The organism is Promicromonospora alba, assembly GCF_042654905.1.
In the GTDB taxonomy this organism is placed as follows: domain Bacteria; phylum Actinomycetota; class Actinomycetes; order Actinomycetales; family Cellulomonadaceae; genus Promicromonospora; species Promicromonospora alba.
This window is the reverse complement of sequence record NZ_JBHSFI010000001.1, coordinates 519,157-539,624: the sequence shown is the minus strand read 5'-3', so window position 1 is coordinate 539,624 and position 20,468 is coordinate 519,157. Positions and strand designations below refer to the sequence as shown.

21 protein-coding genes and 1 pseudogene are annotated in these 20,468 nt (G+C 72.4%); 18 read left to right on the top strand and 4 right to left on the bottom strand.

Features of this window, described 5'->3' with window-relative positions; translation table 11 throughout:
- The first annotated feature begins 1 nt into the window (after nucleotide 1).
- From ACFO6V_RS02475 to ACFO6V_RS02465, 3 genes are all read left to right on the top strand, one after another.
- Nucleotides 2-1,489 (top strand): extracellular solute-binding protein, encoded by a 1,488-nt coding sequence (locus tag ACFO6V_RS02475; protein ID WP_377131830.1) that lies wholly within the window; start codon nucleotides 2-4, stop codon nucleotides 1,487-1,489.
- A 100-nt stretch (nucleotides 1,490-1,589) separates the two neighbouring features.
- On the top strand, nucleotides 1,590-1,934 hold the full coding sequence (locus ACFO6V_RS02470; protein WP_377131828.1) for an ArsR/SmtB family transcription factor: 345 nt from the start codon (nucleotides 1,590-1,592) through the stop codon (nucleotides 1,932-1,934).
- Entirely contained in the window at nucleotides 1,931-2,416 is a 486-nt protein-coding gene (locus ACFO6V_RS02465) for an SRPBCC family protein (protein WP_377131826.1), read from the top strand. The genes ACFO6V_RS02470 and ACFO6V_RS02465 overlap by 4 nt, the downstream gene beginning before the upstream one ends.
- A 36-nt stretch (nucleotides 2,417-2,452) precedes the next feature.
- Here ACFO6V_RS02465 and ACFO6V_RS02460 read toward each other — a convergent pair whose 3' ends face one another.
- Together ACFO6V_RS02460 and ACFO6V_RS02455 are read right to left on the bottom strand one after the other, a co-directional pair.
- The gene (locus ACFO6V_RS02460) at nucleotides 2,453-3,031 is read right to left on the bottom strand and encodes a YbaK/EbsC family protein (RefSeq protein ID WP_377131824.1); all 579 of its coding nucleotides are present in this window, start codon (nucleotides 3,029-3,031) and stop codon (nucleotides 2,453-2,455) included.
- Nucleotides 3,032-3,041: 10 nt separating this feature from the next.
- Entirely contained in the window at nucleotides 3,042-3,578 is a 537-nt protein-coding gene (locus tag ACFO6V_RS02455) for a YbhB/YbcL family Raf kinase inhibitor-like protein (RefSeq protein ID WP_377131821.1), read from the bottom strand.
- Between the two features lie 97 nt (nucleotides 3,579-3,675).
- On the opposite strand from ACFO6V_RS02455, the gene ACFO6V_RS02450 reads away from it, so the two are divergent.
- Entirely contained in the window at nucleotides 3,676-4,452 is a 777-nt protein-coding gene (locus ACFO6V_RS02450; protein WP_377131819.1) for a GNAT family N-acetyltransferase, read from the top strand.
- The gene (locus ACFO6V_RS02445) at nucleotides 4,452-5,168 is read left to right on the top strand and encodes a hypothetical protein (RefSeq protein ID WP_377131817.1); all 717 of its coding nucleotides are present in this window, start codon (nucleotides 4,452-4,454) and stop codon (nucleotides 5,166-5,168) included. The genes ACFO6V_RS02450 and ACFO6V_RS02445 overlap by 1 nt, the downstream gene beginning before the upstream one ends.
- Before the next feature lie 186 nt (nucleotides 5,169-5,354).
- Here ACFO6V_RS02445 and ACFO6V_RS02440 read toward each other — a convergent pair whose 3' ends face one another.
- A complete protein-coding gene (locus tag ACFO6V_RS02440) occupies nucleotides 5,355-5,978 on the bottom strand; it encodes a QsdR family transcriptional regulator (RefSeq protein ID WP_377131815.1) in 624 nt (207 codons plus the stop codon).
- A 151-nt stretch (nucleotides 5,979-6,129) separates the two neighbouring features.
- Between ACFO6V_RS02440 and ACFO6V_RS02435 the strand changes: the two genes are divergently transcribed.
- The 12 genes and pseudogenes from ACFO6V_RS02435 (at nucleotide 6,130) to ACFO6V_RS02380 (ending at nucleotide 18,483) form a co-directional block, all read left to right on the top strand.
- Entirely contained in the window at nucleotides 6,130-6,960 is an 831-nt protein-coding gene (locus ACFO6V_RS02435; RefSeq protein WP_377131812.1) for an SDR family oxidoreductase, read from the top strand.
- Nucleotides 6,961-7,001: 41 nt separating this feature from the next.
- Nucleotides 7,002-7,616, top strand: coding sequence for a TetR/AcrR family transcriptional regulator (locus ACFO6V_RS02430; protein ID WP_377131810.1), 615 nt, complete (start codon nucleotides 7,002-7,004; stop codon nucleotides 7,614-7,616).
- A 3-nt stretch (nucleotides 7,617-7,619) separates the two neighbouring features.
- The gene (locus ACFO6V_RS02425; protein WP_377131808.1) at nucleotides 7,620-8,639 is read left to right on the top strand and encodes an NADPH:quinone oxidoreductase family protein; all 1,020 of its coding nucleotides are present in this window, start codon (nucleotides 7,620-7,622) and stop codon (nucleotides 8,637-8,639) included.
- Nucleotides 8,636-9,394, top strand: coding sequence for an SDR family NAD(P)-dependent oxidoreductase (locus ACFO6V_RS02420; protein WP_377131806.1), 759 nt, complete (start codon nucleotides 8,636-8,638; stop codon nucleotides 9,392-9,394). Before ACFO6V_RS02425 ends, ACFO6V_RS02420 begins: the two co-directional genes overlap by 4 nt.
- Before the next feature lie 107 nt (nucleotides 9,395-9,501).
- On the top strand, nucleotides 9,502-10,323 hold the full coding sequence (locus ACFO6V_RS02415; RefSeq protein WP_377131804.1) for an ABC transporter ATP-binding protein: 822 nt from the start codon (nucleotides 9,502-9,504) through the stop codon (nucleotides 10,321-10,323).
- Nucleotides 10,320-10,826 (top strand): annotated as a pseudogene (locus ACFO6V_RS02410) (ABC transporter ATP-binding protein); the annotation flags it as partial. The gene ACFO6V_RS02415 and the pseudogene ACFO6V_RS02410, both read left to right, overlap by 4 nt.
- Before the next feature lie 235 nt (nucleotides 10,827-11,061).
- A complete protein-coding gene (locus ACFO6V_RS02405) occupies nucleotides 11,062-12,000 on the top strand; it encodes a branched-chain amino acid ABC transporter permease (protein ID WP_377131800.1) in 939 nt (312 codons plus the stop codon).
- Nucleotides 11,997-13,088, top strand: coding sequence for a branched-chain amino acid ABC transporter permease (locus tag ACFO6V_RS02400; RefSeq protein ID WP_377131798.1), 1,092 nt, complete (start codon nucleotides 11,997-11,999; stop codon nucleotides 13,086-13,088). The genes ACFO6V_RS02405 and ACFO6V_RS02400 overlap by 4 nt, the downstream gene beginning before the upstream one ends.
- Before the next feature lie 29 nt (nucleotides 13,089-13,117).
- The gene (locus ACFO6V_RS02395) at nucleotides 13,118-14,392 is read left to right on the top strand and encodes an ABC transporter substrate-binding protein (protein WP_377131796.1); all 1,275 of its coding nucleotides are present in this window, start codon (nucleotides 13,118-13,120) and stop codon (nucleotides 14,390-14,392) included.
- A 67-nt stretch (nucleotides 14,393-14,459) separates the two neighbouring features.
- A complete protein-coding gene (locus ACFO6V_RS02390) occupies nucleotides 14,460-15,557 on the top strand; it encodes a phosphotransferase family protein (RefSeq protein WP_377131794.1) in 1,098 nt (365 codons plus the stop codon).
- Nucleotides 15,557-16,831 carry an acyl-CoA dehydrogenase family protein gene (locus ACFO6V_RS02385; RefSeq protein ID WP_377131792.1) on the top strand — a complete coding sequence of 425 codons (1,275 nt, stop codon included), beginning with the start codon at nucleotides 15,557-15,559 and terminating at the stop codon, nucleotides 16,829-16,831. Before ACFO6V_RS02390 ends, ACFO6V_RS02385 begins: the two co-directional genes overlap by 1 nt.
- Nucleotides 16,828-18,483: an AMP-binding protein gene (locus tag ACFO6V_RS02380; RefSeq protein WP_377131790.1), complete on the top strand. Its 1,656-nt coding sequence runs from the start codon at nucleotides 16,828-16,830 to the stop codon at nucleotides 18,481-18,483. Before ACFO6V_RS02385 ends, ACFO6V_RS02380 begins: the two co-directional genes overlap by 4 nt.
- Nucleotides 18,484-18,659: 176 nt before the next feature.
- Here the strand turns inward: ACFO6V_RS02380 and ACFO6V_RS02375 are convergent, their stop codons facing one another.
- Nucleotides 18,660-19,079 (bottom strand): acyl-CoA thioesterase, encoded by a 420-nt coding sequence (locus ACFO6V_RS02375; protein ID WP_377131787.1) that lies wholly within the window; start codon nucleotides 19,077-19,079, stop codon nucleotides 18,660-18,662.
- Between the two features lie 142 nt (nucleotides 19,080-19,221).
- On the opposite strand from ACFO6V_RS02375, the gene ACFO6V_RS02370 reads away from it, so the two are divergent.
- The gene (locus ACFO6V_RS02370; RefSeq protein WP_377131785.1) at nucleotides 19,222-20,421 is read left to right on the top strand and encodes an acyl-CoA dehydrogenase family protein; all 1,200 of its coding nucleotides are present in this window, start codon (nucleotides 19,222-19,224) and stop codon (nucleotides 20,419-20,421) included.
- Nucleotides 20,422-20,468 lie beyond the last annotated feature (47 nt).

Here is a 20,468-nt window from a genome sequence, read left to right as displayed (position 1 = left end):
CGTGACGGGTGGCGCGGCGGGCAACGGGTCTGGCAACGGTCACGGGACGCACGGCGGGATCACGCGCAGGGGCTTCATCGTGGGTGGCGCTGCGGGACTCCTGGCCGGGGCGGGGCTCCCGCTCGGCCTGGAGCAGCTGTTCGGTGGCGCTGCCGACATGGAGACGTTCTCCCCGGACGACCAGCTCACGATCCTCAGCGGCCGCGACGAGACGGACGGCGGGCAGCGCCGTCTGCTCGTGGAGCTCTGGAACCGCGTGCACAAGGAGCACCCGGCACAGATCGTCGAGGTGTCCAGCAACGCCGACCGCGCCTACAGCACCATGCTGTCGGCGGCGCAGGCGCGCGAGCCCGGCTACGACGTCTACAACCTCGACATCCCGTGGGTGCCGCAGTTCGCGCAGAGCGGCTACCTCCGGGTGCTCGACGACGCGACGGCCGACGGGTTCCTCGGCGAGCCGTGGGCGGCCGGCACCTGGGACGGCGCGGCGTACGCGCTGCCGTTCAACTCCGACGTCGGCCTGCTGTACTGCAACCTCGACCTGATCGCCGAGTACTACGAGCAGGAGGTGCCCGCGACCGACCCGATCCCCCTGAACAAGGGCTGGGCGGGCCTGGACACGTTCGCGCACGAGGTGTTCGCCAGGGTGAGTGGCGGTGACGGGCTGAGCCGGCCACCCGTCGACACCGCGATCGCCCTGCAGCTCGCCGACTACGAGGGGTTCACGGTCAACCTGTGGGAGATCCTGCTGGGGACGGGCGCCGTCTCGGTGGACGGCACGGGCCGCCCGGTCTTCAAGGACGTCGACAGGATCGGCGACACGATAGAGAACCTGACGCGGCGGCTGAGCGTGTCGACCGACGGCCCGAGCGGCACGGCGGCGTCGCTCGCGTTCGACGAACAGGGTTCGCTGGCGGCCTTCGCCGCGGGCCGCGCGGTGTTCCTGCGGCACTGGCCCCGGGCGCTGCGCCTGCTGCGGGGCGGGGACGCGGCGCCCTTCCGGGTCGGGTTCATGCCCGTGCCGGGCGGCGGTGTGCTCGGCGGGCAGAGCCTCGCCGTCGCGGCAGCCTCCCGGTACCCGGTGGCGGCCCGGCGCCTGGTCGAGTTCCTCACGAACGAACGCAGCCACCAGCTCATCTTCGAGCGCGGCGGTTTCGCCGCGAGCCGGGAGGCGCCGTACCGGGACCCCGAGGCGCCCTGGGCGCGGGAGCCGGAGACGGACGGGCTCGCCGCCTCCCTCGTGGACTACGCGACCGGGAAGGGCGTCGAGGGCACGAACGACCCCGAGCGCAAGGCGAACGACGCGTTGCGCCTGGCCATGGTCGGGGCTTCGCCGCGCCCGCGTCTGCAGCACTACGTGGAGTTCAGCGAGGAGTTCCGGCGCTACGTCCGGGCGGCCTTGGCACCGGGCGGCGCCGCGCCGTTCAACGGCGCCGAGTTCGCCGAACGCATGGAAGCCGCGATGGACGGCAAGATCACGCCGGGCTGAGGCTCGACGGCTTGAGGGGTTGACGAGAGTCCCTCAAGAGGTTGTACTTAACCGATCGCACAATTAACAAGATCGACAATTAACCGGAAGGCCAAATACCTTGCCCGACGCCGACACGCTCAGCGCCACCTTCGCGGCACTCGCCGACCCGACACGGCGTGCCGTGCTGGCGCGGCTGCGCCAGGGGGAGGCGACGGTGACGCAGCTCGCCGAGCCGTTCGCGATGAGCCTGCCCGCCGTGTCCCGGCACCTGAAGGTGCTGGAACGGGCGGGGCTCGTGAGCAAGGGGCGGGACGCGCAGTGGCGCCCGTGCCGGCTCGACGCGGCACCCCTGCGCGAGGTCGACGAGTGGGTGAAGGGATACCGGGCCTTCTTCGAGGAGCGGTACGACCGGCTGGCGGCGCAGCTCGCCGAGGACGCCACGGAGCACACGGAGGAACCATGACGACAGAGACGACCACCGACCGCGGGTTCACCATGACCCGCGTCCTGCCCGCGCCGCGCGACGCCGTCTGGGCGGCCTGGACCGAACCTGAGAGGCTGCGCTGGTTCGCCGGAGTCGAGCCGGGTGTCGACTTCGAGCCGAGCGTCGACCTGCGGGTCGGCGGTGCCTGGCGCGTGCACCTGTACCAGCCCGACGGCGTCGACTACTTCACGGGCGGCATCTACCAGGAGATCGTGCCGGGCGAGCGCCTCGTGTTCGCGTGGGGCGCCGTCGGGGGCTGGCCCGAGCTCGACCCGTCCCGGGTCGACGAGGTGCCCGTGGTCACGATCGAGCTGGCCGACGGCGCCGACGGCACGGTCATGACCACGAGCTTCGGCTTCGCCGACACCATGCCGGACGCCGACGTCGCCAAATGGTTCGACCTCGGGATCCGCGCGGGCTGGAGCGACACGATCGATCGCCTGGCGCCGGCACTCGGGTAGTCCTGGGACGCGTGGTGCCGGCGGCCGGGCGGTTCCTCAGCGGGTGATGCCGAGGTCCTCGATCACCTCGACGCCCGGCATCGCGCACAGCAGCGGCCCCGGCATCAGGAGCTTGGACCGGCGGACGCCGGAGCCCATGAGCGCCATCGTGTCCTCCTCGGTGAACCGGGAGTCGACCAGCACGCGGTAGCCCGCGGGCAGCCCGACGGGCGTGATGCCGCCGTACTCCATGCCGGAGTCGGCCACCGCGCGGTCCATCGGCAGGAAGGACGCCTTACGCACGTCGAGCAGCTTGCGTACCCGCTTGTTGACGTCGGCGAACGTGCTGGCGGGGACGACGCACGCCGCGACGCGCTCGTCCTCGCCCCGCTTGCCGGCCACCAGCACGCAGTTGGCCGACGCCTCGGGCGGCAGACCGTGCAGCTCGTTGAGCGTGGCCGTCTCGGCATGCTCGGGATCGATCTCGGTGACGGCGACCAGGCTCGCGACCCGGGGGTCGGCGTCGGCCCAGGCGGTCAGGGCGGCGAGCACCGGCTCGGCGAGCAGCTCGGGGTGCTCCAGCGCGGGCGCCCAGACGAGGTCGCCGAGCGTGGGCAGGGTGGCGTTCTCGCTCATCGGTCGTCCCTCACCGGCTGTACGTCGCCGTGAGCGTGGCGCGCCCCAGCAGGTGGAAGTACACGTTGAACGCCACCTGCGCGTTGGTGCTGTCCGGGCCCAGCCCCAGCTCGCCCGGCTCAACGGAGAGCGCGTGCACGGCGAAGATGTACCGGTGCGGGTGGTCGCCGGGCGGCGGGCCGGCGCCCTCGAAGCCCGGGGTGTGCCCGTCGCTGTACGTGTGGAACGCCCCGGCGGGCAGGCCGGAGCCGTCAGGAGTGCCGGCTCCCGTGTCCAGGGACGTCACGGAGGCCGGGAGGTCCACGACGGTCCAGTGGTGGTAGCCCATCGGCGTCGGCGCGTCTGGGTCGTAGCAGGTCACCACGAACGACTTGGTGCCCTCGGGAAAGCCGCTCCACTCGAGCGCGGGGGAGATGTTCTGGTCGTGCGCGGCGTGCGCGTCCGGCATGCGCTCGCCGTCGGTCAGGTTGCTGCTCGTCAGCGAGAAGGTCGCGGGAGCGGGCAGCAGCGTGTAGGGGTCCGGCGGGTAGGGGCGAGTGAAGTCCATGCCCCCACTCTGCCGAATCGCCGAGCCGGTTGCCAGCGACTGCGGCCGAGCCGGTCATGCTGGTGCGGACCTGGACCGGTACAGCATGATCGGGCGCATGATCCTCAGATCTTCCACCGCGCTGGTCCGGCCGGGCATGCTCGACGAGTTCCGCGCGTTCATCGAGGCCGGCGTCACGGAGTTCGCGACGCTCGACGGTTTCCTCGGCGACGAGATCGTCGTCGGACCGGACACCCTGACCTACGTGAGCCGGTGGCGGGACGTCGCGGCGCTCGTCGGGTTCGCCGGACTGGGCTGGCGTACCGAGCCTGTGGTGTTTGAGGACGAGGACCGTTTTCTGGTGGCGCCGCTGCGCGTGCGGCACGTCGAGCTCCGGCAGGCGGTGCCGGACGACGCTCCCGGCATCGCCGACGTCTGGCACGCCGCCTGGGGCGACGGGCACCACGGCCTCGTGCCGCCGGAGCTCGAGGCGGTCCGCACGCGCGAGTCGTTCGGTCCCCGGGCGGAGAGCCGGGTGCCGCGCACGACGGTGGCCGTGGCCGACGGGCAGCCGGCGGACGGAGAGCCGGCCCACGGCGGCGTCGTCGGCTTCGTCACCGTCCACGACGACGAGGTCGAGCAGGTGTTCGTCTCGGCGACGCACCGCGGCTCCGGCCTCGCCACGCACCTCCTGTCCGACGGCGAGGACCGGGTCGCCGCAGCGGGGCACGCAGAGGCCTGGCTCGCCGTCGTGGCGGGCAACGGGCGGGCGCGACGGTTCTACGAACGCCAGGGCTGGTCCGACGCCGGACCGCTCGACTACCAGGCGGAGACAGCAGCGGGCACCGTGCCGGTTCCGGTGCGCCGCTACGTCAAGCGGCTGGCGGGCGAGTGATGAACCGTCAGCTGGTCGACGTCGAGCACGCCGTGAACCGCGTCCGGATCGGTGTGGTCGTGCTGGCCGCCGGCGGCCTGATGGTGCTGGCCCTGCGGCTTCTCTTCGGGTCTCGAGGCTCCGAGGGCATCCTCGAGTCCGGCGACCTCACGATGCTCTGGGGCGTCCTGGTGCTGCTGGTGGTGATGATCGGTGGCGCAGTCGCCATCACAAGGTCGAAGAGCCGGGCGAACCGCGAGTTCCACCAGGAGTTCCAGCGGTTCCTCGCACGGGAGCACCCAGATGCTCCGATCGTCGTGGGCCTCCAGCCGAGCGACCTGCTCGCTCGGGCGACAGCCGCCGGCGTGTCGACGGAGCGCATCGGCCACGGCGGCTTGGTCGGCCTCGTCGTGCGGCAGGAAGGCGTCGAGGTCTGGATTCCTGGCGACCTGGATCCGCGGTGGCAGGTGCGGCGTGTCCCGGACTGGGTCCGCGTGGCGCCCAGCGACCTGCCGAAGCAGAAGTGGCCGGCGCAGAGTCCCGACACGGTGGTGCACGCGATCGAGGTCTCGGACGGCGAGCGGTCGGCGTCCGTCGTCGTCCGGCCCGAGAAGACAGACCGGAAGAATCCCGGCCGAGCCACGGTCGAGGCCTTCGCCCAGACCCTCCGCGCCCTCGGCGAGGACCCGGCCGAGCACATCGTGATACGGCCGACGGCGGGAGCTGTCCGCCGCTGACCTGCGTTCAACAGGCCCGCGGCGTCGGCGGGTAGGTCAGGCCGCGCAACTGACCGAACTCACTGACTTCGGTCCGTTGCTCTGAGATCGGTCAATCAACCGACCGATCTCAGAGCAACCGACCGATCTCGGCGAGCAGCCCGTGCAATGGACCGATCTCACCAGCCCACCAGCCGTCCGGGCCGGTCAGTTCACCCGGAGCAGGTGGCGGAACGCCGTCCGCGCGCGCTCCGGGCTCGGGTCGTCGCCCGTGATGAGGTCCGCGTACGTGAGCGACTCCGAGACCCGCACCAGCAGGTAGGCGAGCTCCTCAGGAGTGATGGTGCCGTCGAACGGCTTCTCACCGAGGTCGCGCACCACCAGCCACTCGACGGTCGCGACGAACCGCTGCTGGATGGGGCTGTCGGCGGTGGTGAGCAGCCGCAGCGAGCGGGCAGGCTCCCTGCGCAGGAAAGCGCGGAAGTAGTCGGCGACGATGAGGTCGTGCGCGAAGGTGGTCAGCATCCCCGCGAGGCGTTCGGCGCCCGTCAGGTGCTCGTTCGCGCGCTCGGCCTGCACGAGCGTCGGCACGGCGAGCGACCACAGCACCTCGCTGAGCAGCGCGTCCCGGTTGCCTACCCAGCGGAACACCGACGTGCGGTCGACGCCGAGCTGCGCGGCCAGCGGACCCATGTCGATGCGGTAGCCCTCGATGAAGGTGTCGCGCGCGAGGTCGAGCACCCGCTGCGCCTCGGGGCGCGTGGCCAGCCGAGCGGAGAGGGGGCTCGGCGCGGCTTCCAGTCCGACGGTCGCGATCGACGTCGTTGTCATGGCGGCTATCCAACCGCTACCGGAGGCCCGGTGCAACAATATGCAGAACGATGCATACGGGACATCCGTGGAAAACACGCACTCTATCCCGCTGGAGCTGGGGCGTGCTACGGTGCAGTCCGCAAACCGACCAGACGGTACGGAGGAATGTGTGGCTGACAACGTCGTCGCCGGTGGGGCCGGGAACGGCCCAGGGCAAAGGTTCGAGGGCAGGGTTGCCCTGGTCACGGGTGCGAGCCGGGGGATAGGCCTCGCGATCGCCCACCGCATCGTGGCCGAGGGCGGCCGGGTGGTGATCACCGGACGCCGCGCCGAGACCCTCCAGGAGGCGGTTGCCGAGCTCGGCCCGGACCGCGCCCTGGGCATCGCGGGCAAGGCGGACGACGCCGAGCACCGCGCGGACGCCATCGGCCAGGCGATCGAGCGCTTCGGGCGTCTGGACCATCTCGTGAACAACGCCGGGATCAACCCCGCCTACGGGCCGCTCGCGGAGCTCGACACGACCGTGGCTCGCAAGATTCTCGAGGTGAACGTGATCGCGGCCCTGGAGTGGACCCGGGAGGCGGTCGCCGCGGCCGCAGGGGCGGAGGCCGCAGACGACTCAGCGGCTGCGGCCGCCGGCGGCTCGCTCCGCTCGATAGTCAACATGGCGTCCGTGGCCGGGACGGCGTCGGGCCCGAACATCGCGTTCTACGGCGTCTCCAAGGCGGCCCTCATCAACCTCACGATCCAGCTCGCCGACGAGCTCGCCCCGACCACGCGCGTCAACGCCCTCGCGCCCGCCGTCGTCAAGACGCGGCTCGCCCGCGCCCTGTACGAGGGCCGCGAGGAGGAGGCGGCAGCCGCCTACCCGCTGCGCCGGCTCGGCGTCCCGGACGACGTCGCCGGCCCGGCCGCCTTCCTCCTGTCCGACGACGCCGCATGGGTCACCGGCCAGACGCTCCTGGTCGACGGCGGCGCGAGCGTGCGGACCGCCCTGTGAGCCGGCCGGTGAATGTGGTGGCGACGGTGAAGGATGAGCCCATGCGCACCATGAACGTCCAGGACCAGGTCCTGCGAGCGGCTCTCGACCTCTTCTCCACGCGGGGCTACGCGACCACGAGCGTCCAGGAGATCGTCGCGGCGGCCGGCGTCACCAAGGGGGCGATGTACCACTACTTCGCCTCCAAGGACGACCTGCTGTTCGCGATCTACGACCGGCTGCTGTCGCTGCAGAAGGCGCACCTCGACGAGATCGTCGCGGCGGGCGCCGAGCGGGGCGACAGTGTCGAGGACGTGCTGCGGGCCGTCTGCGTGGACGTGATCTCGACGTCCATCGAGTTCCTGCCCGAGGGCACCGTCTTCACGCGCAGCCAGCACATGCTCATGCCGGACCGCCAGGCGGAGGTCAAGCGGCGCCGTCGCGAGTACCACGAGGAGTTCGAGGCGCTGCTCCTGCGCGGCATCCAGGAGGGGGTGTTCCGCGACGACGTGCCCACGGCCATGCTCATCGCGCACTTCTTCTCCGACGTGCACTACCTCTCGCAGTGGTACTCGCCCGCGGGGCCGCTGACGGCGGGCCAGGTGGCGGAGCAGCTCACCGAGCTGTTCCTGCGCGGCATCAGAGCAGCGACGGCACAAGACCTAGGAAAGGGCTGACACGTGAACGTACCCACGGCGATGAAGGCGTGGCGGGTGGTCTCCCACGGGGAGCCCGAGCAGGTCATGGAGCTGCACGACGTACCGGTGCCCGAACCCGGGCCGGGCGAGGTGCTGGTGCGCGTGCGGGCCGTCGCGGTGAACTTCCCCGACGTCCTGCTGGCGCGCGGCGAGTACCAGGAGCGGCCCGAGCTGCCGTTCGTGCCGGGGATCGAGCTGTGCGGCGACGTCGTGGCGCTCGGCGACGGCGTCACCGAGGGCGAGCGGGTGCGGGTCGGCGACCGCGTCGTCGGCTCGAAGATCGGGGTGCTCGCGCAGTACGCGACGGTGCCGGTCCAGGCGGTGCACCCGGCGCCGTCGGCCCTGGACGACGCGCAGGCCGCCGCACTGACGATCGCGTACCAGACCGCGTGGTTCGGGCTGCACCAGCGCGGCGGGCTGCAGGCCGGCCAGACGCTGCTCGTGCATGCCGCCGCGGGCGGCGTCGGCACCGCCGCGTGCCAGCTCGGCAGGGCGGCCGGGGCGCGCGTGGTCGGCGTCGTGGGCAGCGAGGCGAAGGTCGCGGCTGCCCGCGCCGCGGGCGCCGACCAGGTGTTCCTGCGCGACGACGACTGGGTCGCCGAGCTGCGCAAGCCCGGCGTCGACGTGGTGTTCGACCCGGTCGGCGGCGACTCGTTCGAGCGCTCGACCCGCTGCATCGCGTTCGAGGGCCGGATCGTCGTGGTCGGGTTCGCGAGCGGGCAGACGCCGAAGGTCCGGGCCGACCTCGCGCTCGTGAAGAACTACGGCGTGCTCGGCCTGCACTGGGCGCTGTACCAGCAGCGCCGCCCCGACCTCGTGGACACCGCCCACGCCGATCTGGACAAGCTCGCCGCCTCCGGCACGGTGCGCCCGGTGCTGAGCGACGTCGTCGGGTTCGACGAGGCGCCCGCCGCCGTGGCGCGGCTGGCCGGCGGCGCGACGACGGGCCGGCTCGTGGTCCGCGTGGCGGACGACGCGGTGATCGGGGAGGTGGCCGCATGACGGGGCCGAGCGTCGCCGCGATGCACGACCTGACCGGGCGGGTGGCGCTCGTGACGGGCGGCGCTCGCGGAATCGGCGAGGCTTACGTGCGCATCCTGCACGACGCCGGGGCGCGCGTCGTGATCACCGACGTCCTGGACGCCGAGGGTCAGGCGCTGGCCGACGCGCTGGGGGAGCGGGTGCGGTTCGTGCACCTCGACGTGACCGACGAGGAGGCGTGGGACCGGGTGGTCGGCCAGGTGATCGACGACCTCGGCGGCGTGGACGTGCTGGTCAACAACGCGGGCATCGCGAACGCCGCGCCGATCGAGCACTTCACGCTCGCCAAGTGGAACGCCGTGATGGCGGTCAACGCGACCGGCGTGTTCCTGGGCTGCCGGGCGGTGGTGCCCACCATGAAGGCGGCCGGACGCGGCTCGATCATCAACATCTCCTCGGTCGAGGGGCTGCGCGGGAGCTGGAGCCTGCACGGGTACACCGCCTCCAAGTTCGCGGTGCGCGGGCTGACCAAGTCGCTCGCCGTCGAGCTCGGCAAGGACGGCATCCGCGTGAACTCGGTGCATCCCGGCCTGATCCTCACGGAGATGAGCGTGAAGATCGACCCTGACGCCCTGGTGATCCCGCTCGGCCGGCCGGGCGTGCCCGACGACCTCGCCGGGACGATCCTGTTCCTCGCGAGCGAGGCGTCGGCGTGGATAACCGGCCAGGAGATCGTGGTGGACGGCGGTATGACGAGCGGGATCCCGCACCGATGACGGGCGGATGAGCGCCGGGTAGGTGTGGGGCCGGTGGGCCCGGGTGATCCGCGCCGGTGGCATACCGGCCGGTCGGTTTATCCGCATGACGAGACGAGGAAGTGCCGATGACAACGACGTCGAGCAGCACGGCGCCCGACAACGCAGCGCCCGACAACGCAGCAGACAGCCCGCCCCGGCTGGAGGTCTCGGGGCTCACCGTGACGTTCGGCGGCCTCACCGCGCTGGACGACGTGTCCTTCACCGTGGCCGACGGCGAGACCGTCGCCCTGATCGGCCCCAACGGCGCCGGGAAGACCACCGTGTTCAACGCGGTGTGCGGCCTGGTGCGCACGCGGCGGGGCAGGATCCGTGTGGGGGGCGCTCCCGCGCCGTCGTCGGCGACCGGGCTGCTCGGGGCCGGGGTCTCCCGGACCCTGCAGGGCCTGGGGCTGTTCGACCACCTCACCGTGCTGGAGAACGTGCTCGTGCCGCTCACGAGCGTCCGGCCGGGCAGCGGCACGAGCGCGGACGTCGTCCAGGAGGTGCTCGGCACCCTCGGCCTGGGCGGTCTGGCCGGCGCCCCTGCTGGGACGCTGCCCTATCCCGAACGCAAGCGCGTGGCCCTGGCCCGCGCCCTGGTCACCCGGCCGCGGCTCCTGCTGCTGGACGAGCCAGCGGGCGGGCTCGGGGCCGCCGACATCGACCAGCTCGCGCAGACGGTGCGCACCGTGTCGGACGGCGGGTGCGCCGTGCTGCTCGTGGAGCACCACGTCGACTTCGTGATGGACGTGGCCGACCGCGTGGTGGTGCTCGACTTCGGGCACGTCATCGCGTGCGGGACGCCGGACGAGGTGCGGCGGGACCCGGCGGTCGAGGAGGCGTATCTCGGGGTGCCGGTGGACGGCGCGCGGGTTGAGCCTGCCGAGACCAGGGAGCAGAGAGCGTGAGCATCCTGACGATCGAGAAGCTCACCGTCGCCTACGGCGACGGCGCCCCCGTCCTGGACGGCCTGGAGCTGGAGGTGCCCGACGGCGGCGTCGTCGCGCTGCTCGGGGCGAACGGCGCCGGCAAGACGACGCTGCTGCGCGCCCTGATGGGACTGGTGCCCGTGCGCAGCGGGCGGGTGCTGCTCGACTGCGCCGACCTGACGCGCCTGAGCACCGAGGACCGGGTGCGGCGCGGCCTGGCACTGGTCCCCGAGGGGCGCAGCGTGGTGGTCGAGCTGACCGTCGCGGAGAACCTGCGGCTCGGCGCGCTGTGGAAGACGGGGCGGAAGCACCGCGGCCCGGCGCGCGATGCCGCCGTCGGGCAGATGTACGAGCTGTTCGAGCCGCTGGCCCGACGCCGCGACGCGGCCGGCCACACCCTGTCCGGCGGCGAGCGGCAGATGCTCGCGCTCGCGCGGGCCCTGGTCGGCGAGCCGGACGTGCTCCTGCTCGACGAGCCGTCCCTCGGGCTGGCTCCGCTCGTGGTCGCCCAGCTCCTCGGCGTGCTCCGTGACCAGGCGGAGGCCACCGGCCTCACCGTGCTCCTGGCCGAGCAGAACGTCACGGGTGCGCTCTCGGTCGCCGACCGCGGCGTCGTGCTGTCCCTCGGGGAGGTCGTCGCCGACCGCCCGGCCGCAGAGCTGGCCGCCGACCCCGCCCTCCGCCACGCCTACCTGGGCTTCTGACATGGCTTCTGACATGGCTCCTGAGACGGCCCTCCAGATGGCTTCCGACATGACTCCCGAGATGGGTCCCGCCGTGGAAAGACTCGTGTTCCTCCTGTCGACCGGGCTGGCGCGCGGCGCCGTCCTCGCGCTCTTCGCGCTGTCCCTCGTGATCGTCTACCGGGCCGCGCGGGCGGTGAACTTCGCCCAGGCCGCGATGGCGATCGTGCCCGTGTACGTCGCGTTCGCCGTGACGTCGGCGAGCGGGTCCTACTGGCTCGGGCTCGTCTGCGCCCTCGTGACCGGCGCGCTGCTCGGCGCCGTCGTCGAACGACGGCTCCTGCGCCTGGTGCCCCAGGACAACCCGCTGCCCGGCATCATCGTGGCCATCGGCCTGGTCATGGTGCTCCAGGCCGGGCTCGCCATCGCCTTCGGGCCCGACCACCGGCCCGTGCACGCACCCTTCTCGCAGCGGCCCTTCGACGTCGGCGGGGTCAGCGTACTGAGCCCCTACGACCTGTTCGTGCTGATCGTGGCCGCCGCCGTCATGGGCGGGTTCGCGATCCTGTTCAACCGCACCTCCATCGGCCTCCAGCTGCGAGCCGCGGCCTTCGCCCCCGAGACGTCCCGGCTGCTCGGCGTCCGCGTGCCCCGCATGGTGACCCTCGGCTGGATGCTCTCCATCGCCACCGCGGCGCTCGCGGCCCTCCTGCTGGTGCCCACCGGGCTCGGCCTGGACCCGCACGCCGCCGACGTGCTGTTCGTCAACGCGTTCGCCGCCGCCGTCATCGGCGGGCTGGACTCGCCGGTCGGGGCACTGGTCGCGGGGCTGGTGGTGGGCGTGCTCGCGAGCCTCGTGACCGGGTACGCGTCGGCCGCGACGGCGCCGCTCGCGGTGCTCGCCCTGCTCACGGTCGTGCTGCTCGTGCGGCCGCACGGACTCTTCGCCGCGAGGGAGGCGCGAACGGCATGAGGACCCACTACCTGAAGACCGGCGGCATGAAGCTCCTGCTGCGCGCCGGCCTGCTCACCCTGCTGGCCCTGGGCGCCACCTTCCTGCTCGACCCCTACCGCAACTACCAGCTCGCGACCTCCGCCGGGGTGTTCGCCGCCGTCGCCGGCCTCACGCTGCTGGTCGGCCTCACCGGACAGCTCTCCCTCGGGCACGCGGTGCTGATGGCCGCCGGCGGGTACGGGTACGCCCTGACCGCGACCTGGGTGGCGGGCGCGCTGGCCGGGGCCGGGGGAGAGGCGGCCGACGGCGTCGTCGGCTGGCTGCTGCCCCTGCTCGCCGGAGTGGCCGGGGCGCTCGTCGTCTCGGGTGCGCTCGGCCTGCTGCTCGGGCTCGCGGCGGCCCGGCTGCGCGGCCCGTATCTCGCGGGCCTGACGCTCGCCCTGGTGATCGCGCTGCCGTCGGCGGCGAGCACGATCCCCGGGCTGGCGGGGGCACAAGGGATCAGCGCCCCGTTCGTCCCCGTGCCTGACGCGCTGGCCGCCCTCATCGCGGTGGAGCAGTGGCATGCCTGGCTCGCGATCGTGGTGACCGCCTGCGTCGTCACGCCCCTGGTCGCCCTGCGCGCGGGGCGCGTCGGCCTGCGCATGCGCGCGGTGCACGACGACGAGACGGCGGCCCGGCTCGCCGGCGTCGACCCCGGGCGGGTCAAGGCCGGGGCGTTCGTGCTCAGCTCGCTCGCCGCGGGCCTGGGCGGCGTGGTGCTCGCGATCGTCACGCAGCAGGTGAGCCCGGGGGCGTACGGCCTCGGGTTCTCGCTGCTGCTCGTGGTCGCCGCCGTGGTCGGCGGGCTCGGCTCGCTCGGTGGGGCCGCCATCGGGGCGGTGCTCGTGACGCTGCTGCCGTGGGTGGTCGACCAGGCCACCGCACCGCTGCCCGCCGACCTCGGGCACCGCCTGCAGGGAAACCTCGAGATCGTCCTGTTCGGCGTGGTGGTCATCGTCGTCACCGTGCTCTGGCCGGGTGGGCTCTCGCGACTGCTCCGGACCAAGAGGCCTTCCCAGAACACGCAGCTTTCTCAGAACGCCCAGCTTTCCCAGAACACGTAGCTCTTCCAGAACACAGAGAGGTGATCGGAATGCGCACCACACGATCCACTGCACGCTCCACCGCCATCGCAGCCACCATGGGACTGGCCGCCGCCACGGCACTGTCGGCCTGCTCCACCCCCGCGGCCGCCGAGGTCCCCGGCGTCACCGACGACAAGGTGGTCATCGGCACCCACCAGCCGCTCACGGGACCGGCCGCGGCAGGCTTCGCGTCCATCTCGGCGGCCACCGCCGCGTACTTCGAGTACCTCAACGCGAACGGCGGCATCCACGGCCGCGAGATCGAGTACATCGTCAAGGACGACGGCTACAACCCGGCCAACACCCAGACCGTCGTGCGCGAGCTGGTCCAGGAGGACGAGGTCTTCGCGATCGTCAACGGCCTGGGCACGCCCACGCACTCCAGCGTGCTCGACTACCTGGACCAGAACGGCGTGCCCGACCTGTTCGTCGCCTCGGGCTCCCTGACCTGGAACCAGCCGGACGAGTACCCCAACACGTTCGGCTTCAACGCCGACTACGTGACCGAGGGCGCGGCGCTCGCGCAACATGCGCTGGACACCGACCCGGACGCCGTCGTCTGCGTGCTGGGGCAGGACGACGACTTCGGTGCGGGCATCCTCCAGGGCGTCGAGCTGGCGCTGGGCGACGGCGAGGTCGCGGCCAACCAGACCTACTCCACCGCCGATCAGGACGTCACGGCGCAGCTCGGCGCCATGAAGGAGGCCGGCTGCACGCACAACGTGCTCGGCACCATCAACGGCTTCACGGCGCTCGCCGTCGGCACTGCCGCGCAGATGGAGTGGTTCCCGAAGTGGCACGTGTCCTCCTCGGGCGCCGACTACCCGACGCTCGCGGAGTACCTGGGCGAGGAGGGCACGCCCGCGCTGGAGGGTCTGGTGTCGGTGAACTACCTGCCCAACAGCCCGTCGTCCGAGTGGTACGAGCTCTTCTCGCAGATCAACGAGGAGTACAACGACGGCGCGCCCTACACGGGCAACACCACCTACGGCATGAGTGTGGGTTACCAGTTCGCCGAGGCGCTCGCCGCGGCGGGCGCGGACCCGACGAGGGAGTCGATAGTGGCGGCGGTGGAGACCGGTGACTTGGGCGGCAACGGCATCGCGCCGCTGACCTACTCCGCGGACGACCACTTCGGGCACCGCACCGTCCGGATCGCCGTCGTGGCCGGCGGCGCGCAGGACTTCACAGACAGCGCCTACGAGGTGTCCGAGGCGGGCGCCACCGCCGTCGAACCGGAGCAGGCGCCGCTCGAGAACGAGGGCATCCCGGCCACCGAATGACCCCGCCTCGGGCAGGGGGCACCGGAGACATCGCGCGCGACGACCTCGGGCGCACGAGAGGGGAACCATGACGCACGAACTACCCGGCCTGGACGTCGCGGGCCTGGCCGCCTGGCTGGCCCGGGAGCACCCGGAGCTGGCGGACCCAGCGGGCCCCGGCCTGACCGCGAGCCTCATCACCGGCGGGCGCAGCAACCTCACCTACCGGGTGGACGGCGCCGCGCTGCCGCTCGTGGTGCGGCGCCCGCCGCTGGGGCACGTGCTGTCCAGCGCGCACGACATGCGGCGTGAGCACCGGGTCATCACCGCCCTGGCGGGAACGATCCCGGTGCCGCGCACCGTCGCGGTGGTGGACGACACGGAGCGGGCCGAGGTCACGGGCACGGTGTTCTTCGTCATGGAGCACGTGGCGGGCAGGGTGCTGGCCCGCCCGGAGCACAACGCGGCCTGGACCCGCGAGGGGCTCGGCCGGCTCGGCGTCGAGCTGGCCGAGGTCCTCGCGGACCTCCATGCCACCGATCCGGCGGCCGTGGGGCTCGCCGACTTCGGCCGGCCCGCCGGGTACCTGGGGCGCCAGATGAAGACCTGGCGGCGCCAGTACGACGCCTCGCGGTCGCGGCCCCAGCCGCTCCTGGACACGCTCCAGGAGCGGCTGGAGGCGGCGGTGCCCGACGACGTCGGACGCACCGCCATCGTGCACGGCGACTACCGGCTCGACAACGCGCTGGTGGCCGGCCCGCCCGAGGCTCCGCGGATCGCGGCAGTGCTGGACTGGGAGATGGCGACCCTCGGCGACCCGCTCGTGGACCTCGGCATGCTCGGCATGTACTGGCGCATCCGGGAGCTGACCACCTCCGCCGGGATCGACGTCGTGCCGGGGGCGATCGTGCCGGGCGCCGGCTACCCGGACTTCGGCGAGGTCATCGACGCCTACGCCGCCCGCGCCGGGATCGCCGTGCCCGACCTCTCCTGGTACCGCGCGTTCGCCTGCTACAAGCTCGCGGTCATCCTCGAGGGCATCCACTACCGGTTCACCGGCGGACAGACCGTCGGCGACGGGTTCGACCGGATCGGGGAGCTGGTGGAACCGCTGGCCGCCGAGGGGCTGGACCGGCTCGCCGACACCCCGCCCACGACCGCCACCACGACAGCAGGAGGAGCCTGATGGACTTCGCCCCCGACGCCACCACGCGCGAGATCACCCGGCGGGTCCGGGACTTCGTCGCGGACGAGGTGCTGCCCGCCGAGCCCGTGCTCGCCGGCCAGCTCGCCGCCACACCCGGCGACTGGTCCTTCCGGCCGGTCGTGCGCCACCTGCAGGCCACCGCGCGCGAGCGTGGGCTGTGGAACCTGTTCCTGCCTCCGGGCGGGCCGGTCGGCGCACGCGGCGGCGGCCTGACGAACCTGCAGTACGCGCCCGTGGCCGAGCTCACCGGGTACAGCCCCAAGCTCGCGCCCGTCGCCCTGAACTGCGCGGCCCCCGACACCGGCAACATGGAGCTGCTCGCGCACTTCGCCACGCCCGAGCAGCGCGAACGGTGGCTTGACCCGCTGCTGGACGGCACGCAGCGGTCCGCGTTCTGCATGACCGAGCCCGCCGTCGCGTCGTCGGACGCGACCAACATCGCGACGAGCATCGTGCGTGACGGCGACGAGTACGTGATCACCGGCCGCAAGTGGTTCGCCACCGGCGCCATGAACCCCGACTGCGGGCTGCTGATCGTGATGGGCAAGACGGACCTCGACGCACCTCGGCACCGGCAGCAGTCCATGGTGCTCGTGCCCCGCGACACCCCCGGCGTCACCGTCGTGCGCGGCCTGACCGTGCTGGGCTACGACGACCGCGACCACGGCGGCCACGCCGAGATCGTCTTCGACGAGGTCCGCGTGCCCGCCACCAACCTGCTCGGCGGCGAGGGCGAGGGGTTCGCGATGGCGCAGGCCCGCCTCGGCCCGGGCCGCATCCACCACTGCATGCGCGCGCTCGGCATCGCCGAACGCGCGCTGGACCTCGTGCGCGAGCGGGCCACCGGGCGGGTCGCCTTCGGCGCGCCGCTCGCCGACCAGGGCGTCGTGCGCGAATGGCTCGCCCTCTCGCGCATCGAGATCGAGTCCCTGCGCCTGCTCGTGCTCAAGACCGCCTGGCTCATGGACACCGTGGGCAACAAGGCCGCCATGACCGAGATCCAGGCCATCAAGATCGCGGTACCCCGCGCCGTCGGGCAGATCCTGGACCGCGCCGTCCAGGTCTTCGGCGCCGCGGGGGTCTCCGGCGACCACCCCCTGGCCGAGCTGTTCGCGGGCGTCCGCACCCTGCGCCTGGCCGACGGCCCCGACGAGGTGCACCTCGCGTCCCTCGGCCGGGCCGAGCTCCGCCGTCGCGCACCGTTCCTGACCCAGCCCGCACCCCACCCCTCCCCGGAAGGAGACCCGACATGACGCACACCCCAGGCGTCCTGCCCGAACCCGTCGCGAGCCGCGCCGTCGACAGAGCCGTCGACCGCGCGGTCGACGGCCCCGGTTACGGAACCCTCTCGATAGCGAGCATCCTCGCCGAGACCGCCGGCCGGTTCCCCGAACGCACCGCGCTGTACTTCATGGGTCAGCCGACCACCTACGGCGACCTCTGGGACCAGACCCGCGCGTACGCGGGGGCGCTCGCGGCCCGCGGGATCGGGCCGGGCTCGCGCGTGGCGATGATCGTGCCGAACGTCCCCGACTTCGCGCGCGTCTACTACGCGACGCTCGCGCTCGGCGCCGTCGTGATCCCCGTGCACCTGCTGTTCCGCAGCGACGAGATCGAGTTCGTCCTGAAGGACGCGGGGGCCGACGTCGTCGTGGTCGCCGCCCCGATGCTGGCGGAGGCCGCGCCCGCCGCCGCGCGGGCCGGCGTGCCGCTGGTGACCGTCCTGATGCCCGAGGCCGCCGCCCGGCAGCTGGACGTGGCGCGCCTCGAGGACGAGGCGGCCGCCGCGACCCCGATCGAGCGGCACGTGGGGACGAACCCGCTGGCCGCCGCCACGATCCTGTACACGAGCGGCACCACGGGCACCCCGAAGGGCGCGGTGGGGTCGCACCTGGCGATGGTCGAGCAGGTGCACTGCTCGCTGATCGACTCGTTCGACCTGCGGCCCGACGACGTCGTCTACGGCGGCCTGCCGTTCTTCCACTCGTTCGGCCAGATGGCGGTGCTGAACATGGCCTTCCGGCGGGCGGCGTCCATCATCCTGCTGCCGAAGTTCGACCCCGACGAGGCCCTGGAGCTGCTCGTGGCCCACGACGCCACGGTGTTCACGGCGGTGCCGACCAACTTCGCCGGCATGGTCGAGGCGGCCCGGCGCTCGGCGGCGCGGCCCCCGCTGCGGTACGCCGTGTCCGGCGGCGCGGCCCTGCCGGTGGCGCTGCTGGAGGCGTTCGAGGAGGCGTACGGCGCGCAGGTGCACGAGGGTTACGGGCTGACGGAGACGTCGCCGTCGTGCACCTTCAACGTGACGTCCGAGCCGATCCGGCCCGGGACCGTCGGCCGCTCGATGTGGGGCGTCGACGTCGCGGTGGCGGTCGCCGAGGTGGAGGACCGGGTCGAGCTGCTGCCCGCCCCGGCCCCGGGCGGGACCAGTGAGCTGGGCGAGATAGTGGTGCGCGGGCACAACCTGATGAAGGGGTACCTGGGCCGGCCGGACGCCTCGGCGGCGGCCGTCGTGGACGGCTGGTTCCGCACGGGCGACCTCGGGACCGTGGACGCCGACGGCATCGTCACGATCGTGGACCGCAAGAAGGACATGATCATCCGCAACGGCTACAACGTGTATCCGACGGAGGTCGAGGCGGTGCTGGCCCGCTACCCGGGCGTCGCCATGGCCGCGGTGTTCGGCGTGCCCGACGAGGTGCGCGGGCAGGAGGTGCACGCCGCCGTCGTGCCGTCCTACGGGGCCGACGTCGACCCGGACGCCGTGGTCGCGTACATGAAGGAGCACGTGGCGGCGTACAAGTACCCGCGGGTGGTGCACGTGTCCGCCGATCTGCCGCTGGGCCCGAGCGGCAAGGTCCTCAAGCGCGAGCTGACGGCCCGGCACTCGGCCCCCGCGGTGTGATGGTGCGGCCGTGCGGTGGTGCTGCCGGGGCCGGAGTCGAGCCCGGGGGAGAACCTACGTACTGGAGGTGTGTTGCTGTGCGTAGACAATGTCTACGCACAGCAACACACTCCGGGGCACAACACTTTCCCTGCGCCTCGCCCCCGCCTCCGCTGGTCGAGCCTGTCGAGACCCGGTCACCCCTCAGGCGGCCCCAGGTGCTGCTCGACCGCCGCACGCACCCGGTCTGGGACCGGGACCGGGCGCCGGGCCGTCTGGTCGACGAACACGTGCGTGAAGCTGCCCGTCGCGTACGGCTCGCCGCGGTCGGGCGCGCCCGCGGGGAGGATCGCCAGGTCCCACGTGAGCGACGTCCGCCCGAGGCGCCCGACGGCGACGTCGACCTCGATCTCGTCCGGGAACGAGACCGGCGCCAGGAACTCGCACGAGGAGGCCCGGGCAAGCCCGATCACGTCGCCCGCGGGGTCCATGCCGGCGTGCCGGATGAGCCACGTGTTCACCGCCGTGTCCATGGCCACGTAGTAGACCGCGTTGTTCATGTGCCCGTACTGGTCGTTGTCGTTCCAGCGCAGCGGGAACGGGTGCCGATAGCCCATATCGGCAGCGTAGCGCGGCTCAGGGGGAGGGGTGCAACATATTCGCGATTGATGCATACTGGACACCGACTGGTCGGTCTGTGCTGACCGCCAGCGCCGTGACCAGCACCGACCAGCCAGATCGACGACGATCGGAGGACCGATGACGCTCGTACCCGAGTCGCCCCGCACGGACACCCTGGAGGCCGACTTCTACTCGTTCCAGGACCTGCTCACCCCGGCCGAGCAGAAGAAGGCGCTGGCCGTCCGCGAGTTCATGGAGCGCGAGGTGCGCCCCATCGCCGACGACTACTGGGAGCGCGCCGAGTGCCCCGTCCACCTGTTCAAGCCCTACGCCCAGCTCGGCACCATCGGGTCGGGCTGGGCCGAGACGCAGGGCGAGGAGACCTCCGCGGTGTTCCGCGGCTGGGTCGGCATGGAGACGGCGCGCGTCGACTCGTCCTTCTGCACGTTCATCGGGGTGTCCGGCGGCCTGGCGATGACGTCGATCGGCGTCGGCGGCTCCGCGGAGCAGCGCGCGAAGTGGCTCCCGCCCATGGCGAGCGGCGACCTCATCGGCGCGTTCGGGCTCACCGAGCCGCTGGCCGGCTCCGACACCGCCAAGGGCCTGCGCACCACCGCCACCCGCACGGGCGACACCTGGGTGCTGAACGGCGCCAAGCGCTGGATCGGCAACGCCACGTTCGCCGACGTCGTGGTGGTCTGGGCCAAGGACACCGCCGACGACCAGGTCAAGGGCTTCCTGGTGCGCAAGGGCACGCCAGGCTTCACGGCCACCAAGATCGAGCGCAAGCAGTCCCTGCGCATCGTGCAGAACGCGGACATCGTGCTCGACGGCGTTGAGGTGCACGAGGCCGACCGCCTGGCGGACATCAACAGCTTCCGTGACCTGGCCAAGGTGCTGCGGATCACCCGCGACGGCGTCTCCTGGCAGGCACTCGGCACCATGATCGGCGCCTACGAGGCCGCCGTGGCGTACACCAAGCAGCGCGAGCAGTTCGGCAACCCGATCGCGAGCTACCAGCTGATCCAGGACAAGCTCGCCACCGCGTACGCGAACGTGACCGCGGGCTTCGCCATGTGCGTGCGCGTGGCCCAGCTCCAGGACAACGGTACCCAGACCGACGCCCACGCCGCGATGGCCAAGGCGTTCGTCACGACCCGCATGCGGGAGACCGTCGCGCTGTGCCGCGAGGCGTGCGGCGGCAACGGGATCACGCTCGACCACGGCGTGGCCCGGTTCTTCGCCGACGCCGAGGCCGTGTACACGTTCGAGGGCACCAAGGACATGAACCAGCTCATCGTGGGCCGGGCGATCACCGGCCACGCGGCGTTCGTCTGATCCGGGCTGTTCTCTCGTCGCGGCACGTCGTCACAGCACGGCGCCGT